Below are 15,901 nucleotides of genomic sequence, written 5' to 3'. Positions count from 1 at the left end.
ACTCAATGTATTGTGTTTGTAATGGTGCTGATGAAGAAACTGAACTATTTATATAAAAGGTATCACAAAGGAAACAACCTGTTGTGATACCAATTTTTCTTCAATTATTGTCGCATTTCACAAAAATCGCTTCTTAAATTCAGCATCGGTTGGTCATTTAACGTATAATCAACCAATTGGCTGCCTATATTGACTTTATTATTATAAAAAGAATGACTTCTGGGCTGATTAGGTTGATTAAGGGGGGGATATGTTGGATTTCTTAAAAAATTACGATAATTTAACCATTAGCGAAAAAAAAGTTTTAAAATACCTGACTGATAACATTACAGATATCCCTTACTTAAATATTAATGAACTGGTTGCTAAAACCTTTGTTTCTAAAACAGTTATCATTAATTTATCGCAAAAATTAGGGTTCAGTGGGTTTAAAGAACTTAAGTTTCAGATTAATAATTACATTTTAACAAAAAATAAAACTGAAAAAATTATCTCATCATCTTATAAAAAACAACTCGAAAAAAACATTAATAAAAGTTTTACGTTAATTAATGAAGAGCAAATTAGTGATTGCGCTAAAATACTACATAAGTCGAGAAATATTTTTATTGTTGCAAGAGGAACAAGTAAAGCGGTTGGTTATTACCTTGAGCATTTGCTATTTGCGTTAGGTTTACACTGTTTTTTCATTAATGACTACAATTTATCTGATTCGTTCACTCGATTAGTTAGCAAAGATGACACTGTTATTTTTATCTCGCTATCTGGGGGAACCAAAAAAATTATTGAAACAGCAAAAATTGTGCAGTTAAAAGGGGCTAATATCATTAGCATGACAGCCTTTAATACCAATGAATTAACCACTTATACTGATAACACTCTGTTTTGTTTTGCCGATAATTTTGATACTAAAAGAGATGATACAAAATCCAGAATCGGCTTTTTTATTCTCGTTGATTTACTTATCAATGAATTAGAAAACCTACTTTAAATTTCCTTTTTTACTTCCTAAAAAAATTTCACCTGTCTTTCATTTTTATTTTTGGCAATTAGTTTTATATTAAAATGACATAGGTCATTAATTATGACCTAAGATAATTTTTAAAACCGTGACATCATTTCTTTTATAACCCCCCCAAGCTAGTATGCCTTTAATTCTAATAATAGAAGTCATAAGGAAACAGTATGGCCAGAAAAAAGTTTGGTGAATCTATTCAACGCTTTGGGAGAACATTACTCCTTCCGATAGGTGTATTAGCCCCTATTGGTATGATATTGGGTATCAGTGGTGCATTAGTGCAGACTTATATGATTGCACGTTTTCCTTTTCTTGGAAATGAAACGGTTAATGCATTACTTGTCAGTATTCGTTCAATCGCAGGTGTTATTTTTGATAATATTCCCCTGTTATTTGCTATGGGGGTGGCCTATGGGATGAGCCATCGAGATAAGGGGATTGCTGTCTTTGCCTCGGTAGTCGGTTACTTATCGCTGATCATTACCATGAATATTTGGCTAGTCCTTACCGGCAAACTTGCAGACCCTGCAATGATGGGTCAAGTAGGGCAAATTAAAGTTCTTGGCATACAAACTTTAAATATCAGTGCCGCCGGAGGGATTATTACTGGTTTGATTGCCGCTTGGGCCACCGATAAGTTTTATAACCTTGAGTTACCGACTGCATTCGCTTTCTTTTCTGGTAAAAAATCCGTTTCTATTATTATGATAGGCTTAATGATTGGAGTGGGAGCGCTATTACCGTTTATTTGGGAAGTATTAGTTCAAGGTTTAATGAAGCTCTCTGCAGTATTTTTAAGTCCAGTGGGGCCATTTTTTACAGCAGGGGGTGAACGTTTATTTATTCCATTTGGTTTACACCATGTATGGAACGTTTTGTTTAGATTCACTGAAGCGGGTGGGACTTATATTATTGATGGCCAAACCTTTGTTGGTGTTGTCCCTGCATTAACTGAAGTACTATTTAACCAAGGCCCGGATAGCGAATATTGGGCGATGATGCCAAGTTTGACTCGCTTTATGGCGCAGCAACAAATGTTGGTTACATTGTTCCTATTCCCTGCAATTGCGCTTGCTATATATAAAACATCGAAGAAAGAAAACCGCGCAGAAGTGAAATCCATGCTTGTCACCATGGTATTAACGGCAATGCTTGGTAACGTCACTGAGCCACTCGAATTTACCTTCGTATTCATTGCGCCATTACTGTATTTAATTTATGCCATTATTGTCGGTATCGGTGCGGTGTTACTTTCATTGGCTGAGGTCGGTATCGGTTATATTCGTGGAACCGTCTTTGATTTTACTATCTTTGGGCTGCTGTACGAGCACACTAACTGGATCTTCCTTGTTATTATCGGCAGCTGTTTAGCCGTCGTCACTTACTTTATTTTCTACTGGGCAATTATTAAATTTGATATTAAAACTCCTGGTCGTGAAGAATCTAGTAATCTGAAAAATACCTTAATTAAAGAAAAACGATATGGCGAAATCGCAGAAATTTTAATCCAAGCATTAGGTGGAAAACAAAATATTCGTAATGTAGACAACTGTATTACTCGTATGCGTATTGATGTTGGAGAAGTTAACCAAATTGATAAAGATTTAATGTTGGAATCAGGATGTACCGCATTCTTCTTTCCATCGGCAAACCACGTCCATGTCGTATATGGACCAAAGGTTGAGTTCGTTCGCAATGCTGTTGATGAAGCAATGAAGAAATAAAGAAGGGATACGAAATGAGAGCATTATACGATTCTAAAAGTAAAACTATCGATGACCGTGGAATTAAAGACTTATTGTCTGATGAAGCAAAATATTCTACTTGGTTAATGTTTGAATCCATGTTGGCCCAAGCTCAAGCTGAACTGGGATTTATTCCTCAATCAGCGGCAAATGAAATTAAAGAAAAGGCCGTAATCGAAAATATCGATTTTGAAGAAATGAGCCGTATTTACCAGAAAATAGGTCATGGCTTTGTACCTTTCTTAAAAGTTTTAGTGAATGCTTGCTCTGAGGAAAGTGGTAAATATATCCATTATGGAATTACCACACAAAATATTCAGCAAAGTTCACAGCTGTATATGATGAAAACCGTACACCATAAATTTATGTTGTTACTGGGTGAAATTATCGAAAACTTGGCGGATTTAGCTGAAAGAACCAAACATATGGTGATGCCGGGAAGAACGCATGGACGCCATGCAATCCCGATAACCTACGGCTATAAAGTTTCAGTGTGGATCAGTGACTTTATTGACTGTTATCAGCGGATGCAAGAGTGTGAAAAACGCGTTTTCACTATCATGATGGGTGGTGCAGTCGGTGCATTTAACTCGATGCCTGGTGTTGGTATGGCGGTACAAAAGCGTGTCGCTGAGCTGGTGGGGATGGAAGCCATGGAAGTACCCTCCAGAAATTTGAGTACCCATAAGCTTGAATATATGGCAAATTTAGCGTTAATGGCGAATATTTGCCATAAAATCGGCGAAGAGGTCTATAGCACGACGTTAGAAGAAATTGCAGAAGTTTCTGAAGGGTTTACCAAAGGAACAGTAGGCAGTAGTACTATGCCACATAAAATAAACCCGAAACTGGCAAAGGGAATTATCGCTAACTCGCAGAAATTATATTCCTTACCAAGTGTTGGTATGTATTCCGCGGTAAGGCCTTATGAAGGTGATAGTAGTTCTTATATGTTATTTGATGGGTTAATCGAAGAAGCTTTGGAATTAACCACTGAAATTTTATTAAGAACTGAGGAGCTTTCGAGGACGATTGTGCCACATGAAGAGAGAATGCTTCATAATGTATTGAGAAATAAAGGTCTTGATAATACTGAATATGTCATGATGAAGATGGCGGAAAAATTAGGTAAAGATAAAGCTCATTCCCTTCTGTATGAAGAAGCCATTAAAACGGCAGCGGATGGGGAGGATTTCTACACTAATTTAACCAAAAATAGTGTGATATCAGCAGCGTTCAGTAATGACGAAATTAAAGCCATGCTCGACCCGAGGTCTTATATTGGCTTATCTGTCGAAATTGCTGAAAAAGAAGCAAAACGTGGATTAGCAATTGCCCAAGAAATTAAGCAACAATATCAATAGGTATTTTTAGTATATTATATAAAAATATTTAAAATAAAGGCCTATCTATTATATAAATAGGCCTTTATTTGTTTATTCGCCAGCGAGTGCTCTTGGGAATAATAAATTATTTTCTAGGTTAATATGATTCATTAAGTCATCAATCAATTCATTGATACCATTATACAATACACGCCAGGTAGTACAGGCTTCTGGTGGTGGTGTGACATTATCGGTAATGCCTTTAATGGCCTCTAAGATATCACCAGCATCATCATGTTCTTGTTCCATCACGCTAATTGGCGCTGCTGCATTTCGACCCATCCCGTTTTTTATCATAGGGAATAAAACGCGTTCCTCTTTCATCATATGGCTAGTTAATTCTTCCAGTAATGCTTCTAAGTATTTTGATAAACCTTTTGGCACGCTTGGCTTATTTGCATGAACGCGTTCAACTTTTTGTGCTTGTAAAATAAGCTCAGGTAATTGTTCTCTATGCCTATCATGATAGCGAACAATGATAAAATCGATAATTTCACCGAGCGGAGCTTTACGCCAGTCTTTTTCTAACGTTTCTGTGGCTAATTTAGCTAATTGGCTTTCTAATAGGTCTATATCTAAATTTAATTTTTCTGCACTGCGGCTGAGTGTCTGTTTTCCACCACAACAGTAATCCATATTATATTGGCGGAATAAAGAAGAGGCTCTAGGAATAGATAATGCGAGTTGTCCAAGTGTTTTATCTCTAAATTGCATATGAGGTATCCTCTAAAAAATCATAAAATTCTGATGCTATTTTGTTAGTTAATTTATGCAGGTAATGCCCATTGGCGAGCAATATTACGTCCATACTCACGGCAGTCATCTAATGTTTTTGTGTCTGGTTTCCATTTTGCTTTTAAAGATAATGCGGTATCAAAACCGGCATCCATCAAACGTGTTTGAACACGATCAACAGCGCCACCATTCCAGCCAAAACTCCCAAAAGCAGCGGCTTTTTTATTTAAAAAACGTAAGCCAGTAATTTCTTCAAGCATACCTGCTATTTTGGGCATCATGACATTATTCATGGTTGAGGTACCGACTAATGCAGCCTTGGAGCGAAAAACATGAGTAATAATGTCGTTTTTATCACTGCGTGCAACGTTAAATATTTTAACTGCGACATTAGGGTCGGCCTCATTGATGCCTTGAGCGATTGCATCCGCCATTAAACGGGTATTATTTGACATGGTATCGTAGAAAATAGTGATGCGATCTTCTTGGTAATCTGCTGCCCACTTCAAATATAATTCAATGATTTGATTTGGGTTATTACGCCATACTACCCCGTGTGACGTGGCTATCATATCGACAGGTAGGTTAAAGCCTAAAATTTCATTTATTTTTGGCATTACTAAGCGGCTAAATGGTGTAAGAATATTGGCATAGTAGCGTTGGCATTGCTCAAATAATTCATTTTGGTCGACCTCATCATTAAATAATCGCTCATCACAATAGTGCTGCCCGAAAGCATCATTACTAAAAAGCACTGCATCTTCAGTAAAATAAGTCATCATACTGTCAGGCCAATGTAGCATTGGAGTTTCAATGAAAATCAATTGCTTATTGTTACCTATATCGAGCGTATCGCCTGTTTTAACGATCTTAAAATTCCACTCAGGGTGGTGGTGGTGACCATTTATTGAATCAATAGCATTGGCGGTGCAATAGATCGGGGTATTAGGAATAAAGCGCATTAATTCAGTTAGTGCACCAGCATGATCTTCTTCTGCGTGGTTAATCACGATATAGTCAATATCATTTAAATCAATTTGTGAGCGTAAGTTTTCAACAAATTCACGACTAAATTTATGATCGACAGTATCAATAAGGACATTTTTTTCTTCGCGGATTAAATAGCTATTATAACTACTCCCCTTTAATGTTTTATATTCAGTACCATGAAAATCACGTACTTCCCAATCACGTTGACCCACCCAATGAATATTATTTTTTACATGAATCGCCATATTAATTTTATCCTGTATTTTTTAAAGTATAGGAATATATAATCAATATTCATGCCAACATTTAATACATTGATTTTTAAATAAATTTAAATAAATATTTTTAATTTATAGTCATAATGACTGTATCAATAATCGTCATTATGACTATAATTATTGTCAAATTGACTATGGGGAGTAGATCATGGGTTTTTCTGTTGAAGCATTAGCAAAGATTGCAATAGAATTACAAGATGGTATGGAACATGCGGATCGGTTTCAGCGTTTAATTACCACATTAAGGCAATCATTAGGGTGCGATGCTTGTGCGTTATTGCGCTATGAACCAGGTCAATTTATTCCCTTAGCAATTGATGGATTAATGGCTGATGTTTTAGGTCGCCGATTCTTTTTGGCGGGGCACCCTCGGCTTGAAGCAATTGCAAGAGCTGGCGATGTAGTACGTTTTCCTGCGGATAGCCAGCTTCCTGATCCATACGATGGGTTAATTCCTCATCATCAGCACTTAAAAGTCCATGCTTGTGTCGGTTTACCTTTGTATGCGGGGCAAAATCTTATTGGTGCATTAACATTAGATGGTATGGAACCTGACCAATTCGATGCATTTAATAATGAGTCACTTAGGTTAATTGCTGCATTAGCTGCCGGGGCATTAAATAATGCATTACTTATTGAACAGCTTGAAAACCAAAATATATTGTCGAGTAAACCTATACGATTTAAACCGTCAGGAGAAACCGAAATCATCGGTTTATCTCTTCGTATGCAGCAACTAAAAAAGGAAATCGATATTGTTGCTGCGTCAGAATTAAATGTTCTGGTTAGCGGAGAAACGGGAACAGGAAAAGAATTAGTTGTTAAATCCATTCATGAAAAATCCCTTCGAGCAGATCATCCTCTTATTTATTTAAACTGTGCGGCATTACCTGAGAGTGTGGCAGAAAGTGAATTATTCGGCCATGTTAAAGGGGCTTTTACGGGAGCAATTAGTCACCGTAGTGGTAAATTTGAAATGGCAGATAATGGCACTTTATTTTTAGATGAAATTGGAGAGTTATCATTAGCATTACAGGCAAAATTACTGCGAGTATTGCAATATGGTGATATTCAACGTGTTGGTGATGATCGCAGTTTACGCGTTAATGTCCGTGTATTAGCGGCAACTAATCGTGATCTACGCGAAGAAGTATTAGAGGGGCGGTTTAGGGCAGATTTATTCCATCGTTTAAGCGTATTTCCTCTATTTGTTCCCCCATTAAAGGAACGTGGTGAAGATATTATTTTATTAGCTGGATATTTTTGTGAGCAATATCGTCAGCGTTTTGGTTTATCTAGTGTGGTGCTGAGTTCTTCATTACAACGGTATTTACTCAACTATTCATGGCCAGGAAATGTACGTGAATTGGAACATGCGATTCATCGTGCCGTTGTCCTTGCTCGTGCCTCAATTGACACTGGTGATATTATCTTACAGCCTCAATTTTTTATCTTTGATAACAATGAGTACGAGTTTACGGAAACCTCAAAGAAAGTAATACCATTAACTAAAAACTTACGTGAAGCAACAGATGACTTTCAGCGTAAAGTCATTACACAAGTACTGGAACAAAACCATCATAATTGGTCTGCATGCGCTAGAGAATTATCTTTAGATATTGCTAACTTACATCGACTAGCTAAACGATTAGGCCTGAAATAAAGTATTAAGGGCATCGTAATGTTGCCCTTAGGATCTTAATTTTTTAATCCTTTAATAATTAGCTGTAGCCCGTCAGCAAATCTAACATCGTAGTTATTAGCAAACAACATTTCTTTAGCTTCCCATGTATAGGGATATTTATCTTTAGATAATTGGTTAAACTCAGATTCTTTGTTGATTAAATCACTGTCTGCTGAAAAGGTGGAAGCTTGTTGCTCGATACAACAACCTAAAATGAAATAAAATACGGTCATAGTGCAACTAGCTGCTTTCTCTGCAGATATTCCTGTCTGCATAAAAGTTTTGATCAAAGCATTATTAATGCGTAGTACATTGTTAGAAATAACATATGTTCCAGCAAAAACGCGAGCCCCATCTCTGTGCTGCAGTAATGCATTTCTTAGTTGCGATGTGATTTCAATAAGGTTGGTTACCCAATCACTGCGATATGGAAAATCCACAGCCACCATTGCCACAATATGGTCAGCCATACCTTCGAGTAAAGCCTGCTTGTTACTAAAATGCCAATATAGTGATGCGGCCTTAATATTTAGCGCATCAGCAAGCTTCCGCATGGTTAACCCTTCTATTCCTTCTGTATTAAGTAGGGTCAATGCTGTTTCAAGTACTTGTAAACGTGTGATTTTTGGAGTTCTCATTAATAATTCTCATTTAGCACTTTATTATCTAACAGTGTTAGTTTAACATACTTTATCAGCCTAACGTTGTTAGATTGATGATGTTATTTATTCTATTGAAAATATTTAATAGGGTTACTGAGTGGGATTGAGGTTAGTCCAATGACAACAAAAAAAGCGAACACTTTTTCACAAAAGATAATTTTTCTCACGCCTTGGCTTAGCGTGTTATGCATTGGTTGTTTAATTTTTTTGACGACTTTAAATTGGGGGCAATGGCAAGGTAGTCGACGTTATCAAGAATCAAATAATGCTTATATTAAAGCGGACTCAGCGATATTAAAATCACGAATGACAGGCTATGTTTCTCGTATCTTAGTTGATGATTACCAATTTGTTCGACACGGCGATGTCATAGCAGAAATTAATAATCAAGAAGAGCGTTTCAAGCAAGAGATCGCGCAAGCTAATTACCAAAAAGCTCAACAGCAATTAAGTAATTTAGCCAATGAAATTAAAGAACAAGACCTTACTGTTGAAATGCTATTGAATCGTTATCAAGCAGCAACTATTGAAGTGCAACAAATGAAACGGAGCCCATTACTGCGAAAATCATTAATTAATAGTGGGGCGATCACTCAGCAAAATTATTTGGATGCTAATTCGGATTTACAGCGGTTAATTAAGTTAGAGCTGGCAGCGAAAGCACAGTGGGAACAGGCGAAACAGTCACGGCATGTATTAAATCAGCAAGAAAAAATACGAATTGCTGAACGAGATGTGGCTTTGGCAAATTTCAAACAAGCAGAGACACAAGTCTCCTATGCGACCATTACAGCTCCGTTTGATGGGCAACTTAATAAAGTGAAATTAAATATTGGTAGCCTCGTGACTCCAGGAACAGAAATTGTCACTGTGACACCCAATAAAATCCCTTACATTATTGCTAATTTAAAAGAAACCCAACTCAAAAATGTTTATACGGGGCAAACTGTTTCTGTTTCGGTTGATGCCTTTCCTGACGTTATATTTAAAGGGGTTGTGCGTGATATTGGCGCACAAAGCAGTGGCGAGTCAGCATTAATTCCTGCTGATAATAGCAGCGGGAATTTTACTAAAGTTGTTCAACGCATCCCTGTTTATATTAATTTTTTATCTGGGCAGAATAATTTAACACGACTCCGCCCAGGTATGTCCGTGGTTGTTAATATCGATACTCAAAGTACGGATAAAAAAGGTGAATAAGATGTTTGCCAACTTATTTCAAGGAACAAAGGAAATAAGACCCTTGTTAGCGGTGGTTTCTGTATTTTTAGGTGCTATTTTGTCAACATTATTTATTCGTATGTTTTCCCTTTCATTGGCAGATATTCGAGGAGTATTTGCACTCGATGTGCAAGAGGGAACATGGCTAAATATTGCTTTAAATGCTGCACAATTAGCGAGTATGACATTAACACCTTGGTTTATGGTGGTATTTGGTGCAGAAAGAATACTCATGGCGACGAGTGCTACTCTATTAGGTATTTTTTGCTGTTTTCCTTTCATTGCAGGGAATTATGGGCTAGCAGAGTTATTAGTGGTACATAGTATTATTGGATTTAATTTAGGCGTTTATTTACCCATGACAATTTCCTTAGCGCTAAGGAATTTACAACCGAGTATGTGGTTAATTGTCATGGCGGCTTATAGCTTAAGAGTTTCTCTAGGAATGGATGTTGGAGTTGGGGTATCAGGAGCATTTATTGACATTATTGGGTGGCAATGGCTGTATTGGGGATGTGCATTTTTTACTGTATTTATTTTTATATTGGCATGGAAAGGGCTACCGTTAAGTGAGATTAATCAGGCGCTATACGCTCAAACAGATTGGGGAGGAATGATACTTAAAATTTGTAGTTTATTGTTACTGTATGTTGGCGTTGTTCAGGGGGAAACCTTAGGCTGGAGTGACTCTGGATTTATTATTTCTAGCCTAGTTAGCAGTGTTATTTTATTTGGCATTTTTATGATACGAGCCTTATATTTTGATAATACCTTTGCTCACCCACGTTGGTTAACAAATCGCAATTTATGTATTTGTTTTATTATTGCGTGTTTATACGGGGTTTTAATGCTAGCTAATTCCTTGTTTATTCCATCATTTTTATCTTCTATTGGCGGATTAAAATCATATCAAATTGGTGAAATTACCAATTTTGCGTTTATCGTCTATTTATTGTTTAGCCCCGTGGCAGTCTGGCTTGCCAAACGTATTGATGCACGATTATTGATGATCGTTGGCGTGGTTTTTATTGGGTACAGCTGTGTACTAGGAATGCAGCTGGATTATCAATGGAGGATTGATGAATTTGTTCCCTTATTGACGATACAATCCATTGGCGAGTGCTTGGTGTTAATTGGTTTGATTTCCTCATTTGTTGTGAATATGCAGCCACAATTTGCATTACATTTAGGTGCCTATGTTTCAATTGCAAGAGTATTAATGCCAGCTTTAGCTGGCGCACTAATGAACACGTATTTACGCATTACATTTGATGGATCTTTCGATGCAAAGCGTGCATTAGTTCAAACTGGTGAAGCTAAGTTAAGTTCTCATACCACAAGTATTGATATATTGTCTTTAGTGACTCGAGAAGCCCATGTAGGGGCATTTATTAATGGCTTTAATCTGACACTTGTTATTGCCATTGCTGTACTTGTGCTTATTTTATTTTTAAAACCTGCACCACCAAATAATATCGTGCCATCTACAGCATGATTGTGGCATGAAGTCTGGCTTTATTTTTGGCAATATCCCTTTTTTATATAGTGTTTCACATATTTATCGAGTTGCTCAAGCTCTTCATTATCACTTTCGTTACGCTGTAAATGCCGAAAGAGAGTGGCTATTTTCTTCAAATCAAAACGATTTTGTTGAATACGTTTTTCAAGTGCAATAAGGGCTCTCTTCTTTGATGCATGATGTGCAAATTGCTTGTGTACAATAAGTAGGTATAACCAAATACTTTGCCGAGTAATAAAAAAATCGAATATCGGTGAGTCAGGAAGATTTGCTTTTTTTGCTAGCAATAACCCACTAAATAAACGGTGCATAAATTGGGTTGTGGAGGGCTTATTTCCTTGAGTCAAGGTTGTGATTCCCTGTTTAAATTGTTGCTCAGAGAGATACATTAACTGCTGGTAGCGTTTGGTCGGGTTGGTTGGGTAAACCCACGCGAAAGCGGCCATTGCAACTAATGGGCCTGAAACTATCGCAATAGCATTACCTATGCTTTGAGGGAATGAAAGCGAAAAAGGATAAGATGGTTGCAGTAAAATCAACGAAACCATGATGTAATCAAAAGCAATTAAAATTAGGCGGTTATGGGAAAAAATGATAACGCCGCTAATAATCACAGGAATAATGAAAAAGGTCATCTGCCATGATGAAGAGGTAAAGGGCCATAAGCACCATGTACAGATTAACGCGGCAATAGCACCAAATAATTGCCCTGTAAAAATATTTTTCATGAATCTTGCGGGGTAATCAAGGGAAGCAAATAGCGCCAACATCACCGACATACCGAGTGTGAGATAAGCCAAAGCTTGCCACTGTGTCCATAGCCATAACAAGCCAACTACAGCGATTGCCATAAATGAACGGGCAAAGGCATGCCACGCTGAAATTTTATCTTGGTGGAGTTTTAATTTGTCGGTTTTATTTATCTTCTTGATTGATTTACCAAAAGTAGCATAGTAAAGCGGGACTAACAGCATTTTAAGTACCCCATTAGGGCACAGTGACAAAATGTGTTTCCATTGAGTATCAGTTGGCTCTTGCGCAGGAAAATAAAAGGGAGCAATAGATTGGTATTTATCTAAATGTAATAATATTTGGCTTTGTATCATGAGTTTTTGCCGCGCTTTAGCAACTTGTTTGCGGTGGTAATGCCAGCCGATGCGGTTAGTCTCTAGAATTTCCTCATAACTTGTCATCACTTGCCAGAGTTGGTCAATTTCCTGTGACTTAATTGTTTTTTTTCTCTCAAGTGTGTGATGCAAAATTTGATAAAACAGCGTATCAACTTGGTTTTTAAGTGTAATAACAGGTTCTTGTTCACGTTTTGGTGTAAATAAAAAATTGAAAACCACCGCAGAAAGAACGCCAACAAGGATAGTCCATAGCCGATCCCATGCAACCATAAACAGGCTATCTGTAATGTGGACACTTAGCATGCTGACCATGACCGCTGAATAACCAGCTAAAAAGGTACCATAGGCCACAAAGCCTTTTTGCAGTTGACCAATACCGCTACATGCTCCTAACCATAATGCCAGCCCTACGATAAATAATAGCGGGTTGATAATGTGTAGTTGAATTAATATGATGCCAACTAGCACGCCAATGACTGTTCCTGCGAAACGCCACCAACTTTTTTCCAGTAAATTTTCACGCCAAGGCTGGGCTGAAGCCCAGACAGTCATGGCTGCCCATTGAGGGTGAACCAACTCTAAATATTGTGCGATAAACAGCGCGGAAATTGATGCACAAGCAGTAATGGCAGCAAAACGAAAGCGTGCTAGGTTAAATCCTAAGGAATTCAGTAACGTTATTATTTGTGACATAGAATATGAGTAAATTTGGCGTGTTAAAAAGGTATTTAGTTGATAAAATCAACTAAAATCAGGGTGATTATTAACTAATTAGTTGATAAAATCAACTAAAGAGGGGCTATGCGTACTGAACAGGCTCGAGTATTTGGGGTGATTAGCCGAGCAGCTCACCATTATATGAAATGGATGGGGGAGCCTTATGGTATCAATGCCATTGAGTGTTTGATGATTTTACATATTGATCAGTATGATGCATCGACACTAGAGCAGATCACAAAAGCTATGGTTGTGGATAAATCCGTGACGACTCGAGGTGTGAGCAAATTTTTAGCTAAGGGGTGGGTTGCCAAAACGAATAGCTTAGTTGATAAACGGGTTTATCATGTTTCGTTGACATCACTTGGCAAAATGATTGTGAATGAGTTAAATTCTAAACTAAATAAGTGGAATGATTATTTAGCGGCGGACTTACCAGAACAAGAGGCAGAACAGTTATTTAGCTCACTAGAAAGTTTGGCGAAACGAGCGATTGAAAGCTCGATAGCCGATTTCCCACATTTATTAGAAGAACCCAATGAGTGAAGCTTAATAACCAACTTGGCAACGTTAAGGATTTCGAGCTGGTTTGAGTGCCGGTAAATATAATTCCCCATTAAGAGGGGATAGAATATTTTTAATTAGTTTTGGTGGAATGAGTGTTGCTATTGCTGAATAGCAGCTACAGGAAGTAATACTATTTCAGATAAATTCTCAGGTATTGGACTAAGCTTATTACTCATCATGATTAATTCACCATCTTTTTCAACTCTGGCACTCATTCCTAAGGTATATCGTTTGGATTGAAATTCTTCAGGAAGAGCAACTGTAAATGCGATACTACGTCCAGCACTTTGTGTTTTAAAACTGTAATCCAGATTAGACTTTGCATTATTTTCATTCTGTTGTATTGACGTCAACGACAGCGTGATTGTAGCATTTTCAGGAATATCGTAAGAATGCGAATAAATATTACCATTGATATGGTAAGTGGGAGTTTGTGTAAAATAACTCATTAAATTATTGCTACAAGCGGATAGCATGAAAGCTATAAAAAGTACGAATAATGAAATAAAGTATTTTTTTGAAAAATTGGGACTAATATTTAACATTATATTTTCTCTTTAGCGAAATCTAATTATAGTGATGAGCGAATAAACATCTTCTGGAAAAAATATCGCATATAGGTGTAAATGCTTTTTTTTGTATCATGTTTAGAAAGTGTCGGCATTTCTGATTTTTCCCCTGTATATAAAATACCAATTCGAGGTAAAGTCATAATTAAATTTTCATCAAGCTCGACTTTTTTAAAGGACTGGCGCAGTTGTCTGACAAGCTTGTAATAGCTACTTTCCGTTACGATAGTGCCTCTCTTTTCCCAAATTTCATACATGACTTCTCTTTTACTATTTGTTTTTATTAGTAATAATTTTAGTAAGCATGATTCATTTTCAGAAAGGTTAATAACTTTTTTTTCGCGAGAAAGTGTCCGTTTTAGTGGGTCATATACGACATGCCCGGACAAGAGAACCATTGATTCTTTTTCACTATAGTCAATGTTATCCATGAAACTTTGTACTGTTGATAAATCGGTCATAATTTATATCTATCCTGATTGTTGATGAAATGTATTTCAATATAAAAAACGAACTCAGATAAAATATATAAAAATAAAATCGTTTTTTGATATTGAACTCATGTTTTTCGATGAGATGAATTTAAACAATATTTACCGGCGGCATATATCAATTTTTATTTGTATTTTTTATATTTGTTGATTTTTGTCAAAAAAATAGGCTTAGAATATTAAAAAAACATACTAAGCCTATAAATATTAGTCGGAGAATGAAAAATATATGGTAAAAGAAATGATGAGAATAAATATTAGATTATTAGCTCGTCTTCCTCCCCATCGTTACCTTCCAAGCTAATATTAGTCATATTATGACGAAGTTGGTTGCTAAGAGGAGCGCTCATCAAACTGATAGCCATATAATGGCTGAGTGAGCGATTAAATTTTTTATTTAATGAAACTAACTCAGGGTCACTTGATGATTGTAATATTTGACTAACACCGGAAATAAAGTTTTGTTTTTCATCTCTTCCCAATGTAATCATCGTCTTAAATACGTGAGAAAAAAATATTTTTTTATCTTCTTTTGATTTAAGTTCATCAATAAACTTGCTAATTTTATTTTTTTCTTTAGGGGATAACTCTATTTTTTTACTATCCATATTTTTTTCCTGCCATAATGAAGTCATTTTATTTTGAATATTTTCAGGGGGGATTTGAGATCCGCTGTGTTGAAGATTGATAGCCTTAGTTTGTAGATTAGTCAGCATCTTTATGCTCTTCCGATATTGAATTTATTGTAGTTATTAAGTTTTGATAGACCTTTTTATGCATTTTTAAAATTTGGCATTGTGTTGGAACAGAAAATACATGAGGAAAAATATTTTTAGAGGCGGTAATAGGGGAAAAATAGGTAATTTTATTATCAACCTCTAAGGCGATTGTATTATCAGCAGCAGTTGACAGTTTCATATCAGAACCGCTTTGGGCAATACGAGCTTGCATTCTCGTTGGTAGATGTAATGTGGTATTTGCCACTTTTGCATATTGCTTTTCAAAATAAGCAGCAACCATTTCTTGTAGCTCATTATTACCAAAAATGTCATTCAATATTTTCATCAGCTGTTCTTTGCTGTGACTGATATTTTCTTGGTACTGAATTTCACTAGTTTCTAGTACGTGAATAAAGTCAGTTAATAGTTGTTTAATACCGTCGTTATAACCTTGCTGATAAGCTGTTTGGT

The 15,901-nt window shown here is 36.5% G+C and carries 14 protein-coding genes and 1 pseudogene; 7 read left to right on the top strand and 8 right to left on the bottom strand.

Features of this window, described 5'->3' with window-relative positions; translation table 11 throughout:
* The first annotated feature begins 250 nt into the window (after positions 1 to 250).
* The 3 genes from PSE60_RS16935 (at position 251) to PSE60_RS16925 (ending at position 4,127) form a co-directional block, all read left to right on the top strand.
* Positions 251 to 991, top strand: coding sequence for a MurR/RpiR family transcriptional regulator (locus tag PSE60_RS16935; protein ID WP_272666203.1), 741 nt, complete (start codon positions 251 to 253; stop codon positions 989 to 991).
* A gap of 194 nt (positions 992 to 1,185) precedes the next feature.
* Positions 1,186 to 2,742, top strand: a complete 1,557-nt coding sequence (locus PSE60_RS16930) for a PTS transporter subunit EIIC (RefSeq protein WP_004266208.1) — start codon at positions 1,186 to 1,188, stop codon at positions 2,740 to 2,742.
* A 14-nt stretch (positions 2,743 to 2,756) separates the two neighbouring features.
* On the top strand, positions 2,757 to 4,127 hold the full coding sequence (locus tag PSE60_RS16925; protein ID WP_210840323.1) for a class-II fumarase/aspartase family protein: 1,371 nt from the start codon (positions 2,757 to 2,759) through the stop codon (positions 4,125 to 4,127).
* Between the two features lie 72 nt (positions 4,128 to 4,199).
* On the opposite strand, the gene ytfE is transcribed toward PSE60_RS16925, so the two are convergent.
* Both ytfE and norV read right to left on the bottom strand, forming a co-directional pair.
* The gene (ytfE, locus tag PSE60_RS16920; RefSeq protein WP_210840322.1) at positions 4,200 to 4,862 is read right to left on the bottom strand and encodes an iron-sulfur cluster repair protein YtfE; all 663 of its coding nucleotides are present in this window, start codon (positions 4,860 to 4,862) and stop codon (positions 4,200 to 4,202) included.
* A 62-nt stretch (positions 4,863 to 4,924) separates the two neighbouring features.
* Positions 4,925 to 6,118 (bottom strand): annotated as a pseudogene (gene norV, locus PSE60_RS16915) (anaerobic nitric oxide reductase flavorubredoxin); the annotation flags it as partial.
* 181 nt (positions 6,119 to 6,299) lie between these two features.
* Between norV and norR the strand changes: the two are divergent.
* Entirely contained in the window at positions 6,300 to 7,814 is a 1,515-nt protein-coding gene (gene norR / locus PSE60_RS16910; RefSeq protein ID WP_272666202.1) for a nitric oxide reductase transcriptional regulator NorR, read from the top strand.
* A 35-nt stretch (positions 7,815 to 7,849) separates the two neighbouring features.
* Here norR and PSE60_RS16905 read toward each other — a convergent pair whose 3' ends face one another.
* Positions 7,850 to 8,473: a TetR/AcrR family transcriptional regulator C-terminal domain-containing protein gene (locus PSE60_RS16905; RefSeq protein WP_272666201.1), complete on the bottom strand. Its 624-nt coding sequence runs from the start codon at positions 8,471 to 8,473 to the stop codon at positions 7,850 to 7,852.
* Positions 8,474 to 8,614: 141 nt separating this feature from the next.
* On the opposite strand from PSE60_RS16905, the gene PSE60_RS16900 reads away from it, so the two are divergent.
* The gene (locus PSE60_RS16900) at positions 8,615 to 9,697 is read left to right on the top strand and encodes an HlyD family secretion protein (protein WP_272666200.1); all 1,083 of its coding nucleotides are present in this window, start codon (positions 8,615 to 8,617) and stop codon (positions 9,695 to 9,697) included.
* Between the two features lies 1 nt (position 9,698).
* A complete protein-coding gene (locus PSE60_RS16895; RefSeq protein ID WP_272666199.1) occupies positions 9,699 to 11,213 on the top strand; it encodes an MFS transporter in 1,515 nt (504 codons plus the stop codon).
* A gap of 20 nt (positions 11,214 to 11,233) precedes the next feature.
* On the opposite strand, the gene PSE60_RS16890 is transcribed toward PSE60_RS16895, so the two are convergent.
* Positions 11,234 to 13,060, bottom strand: coding sequence for an FUSC family protein (locus PSE60_RS16890; RefSeq protein ID WP_272666198.1), 1,827 nt, complete (start codon positions 13,058 to 13,060; stop codon positions 11,234 to 11,236).
* A 108-nt stretch (positions 13,061 to 13,168) separates the two neighbouring features.
* Between PSE60_RS16890 and PSE60_RS16885 the strand changes: the two genes are divergently transcribed.
* Positions 13,169 to 13,630 carry a MarR family winged helix-turn-helix transcriptional regulator gene (locus tag PSE60_RS16885; protein ID WP_272666197.1) on the top strand — a complete coding sequence of 154 codons (462 nt, stop codon included), beginning with the start codon at positions 13,169 to 13,171 and terminating at the stop codon, positions 13,628 to 13,630.
* A 119-nt stretch (positions 13,631 to 13,749) separates the two neighbouring features.
* Here PSE60_RS16885 and PSE60_RS16880 read toward each other — a convergent pair whose 3' ends face one another.
* From PSE60_RS16880 to PSE60_RS16865, 4 genes are all read right to left on the bottom strand, one after another.
* Entirely contained in the window at positions 13,750 to 14,196 is a 447-nt protein-coding gene (locus PSE60_RS16880) for a YbaY family lipoprotein (protein ID WP_272666196.1), read from the bottom strand.
* 26 nt (positions 14,197 to 14,222) lie between these two features.
* Complete coding sequence (locus tag PSE60_RS16875; protein WP_272666206.1) at positions 14,223 to 14,651, bottom strand: winged helix-turn-helix domain-containing protein; 429 nt, start codon at positions 14,649 to 14,651, stop codon at positions 14,223 to 14,225.
* 317 nt (positions 14,652 to 14,968) lie between these two features.
* Positions 14,969 to 15,427, bottom strand: coding sequence for a hypothetical protein (locus tag PSE60_RS16870; RefSeq protein ID WP_272666195.1), 459 nt, complete (start codon positions 15,425 to 15,427; stop codon positions 14,969 to 14,971).
* Positions 15,417 to 15,776 (bottom strand): hypothetical protein, encoded by a 360-nt coding sequence (locus PSE60_RS16865; protein WP_272666194.1) that lies wholly within the window; start codon positions 15,774 to 15,776, stop codon positions 15,417 to 15,419. Before PSE60_RS16865 ends, PSE60_RS16870 begins: the two co-directional genes overlap by 11 nt.
* Positions 15,777 to 15,901 lie beyond the last annotated feature (125 nt).

The organism is Providencia sp. PROV174 (genome assembly GCF_028480685.1).
GTDB classification, from domain to species: Bacteria; Pseudomonadota; Gammaproteobacteria; order Enterobacterales; family Enterobacteriaceae; genus Providencia; species Providencia rettgeri.
Note: the sequence above shows the minus strand (reverse complement) of the source record. Positions and strands in the feature narration are given on the sequence as shown.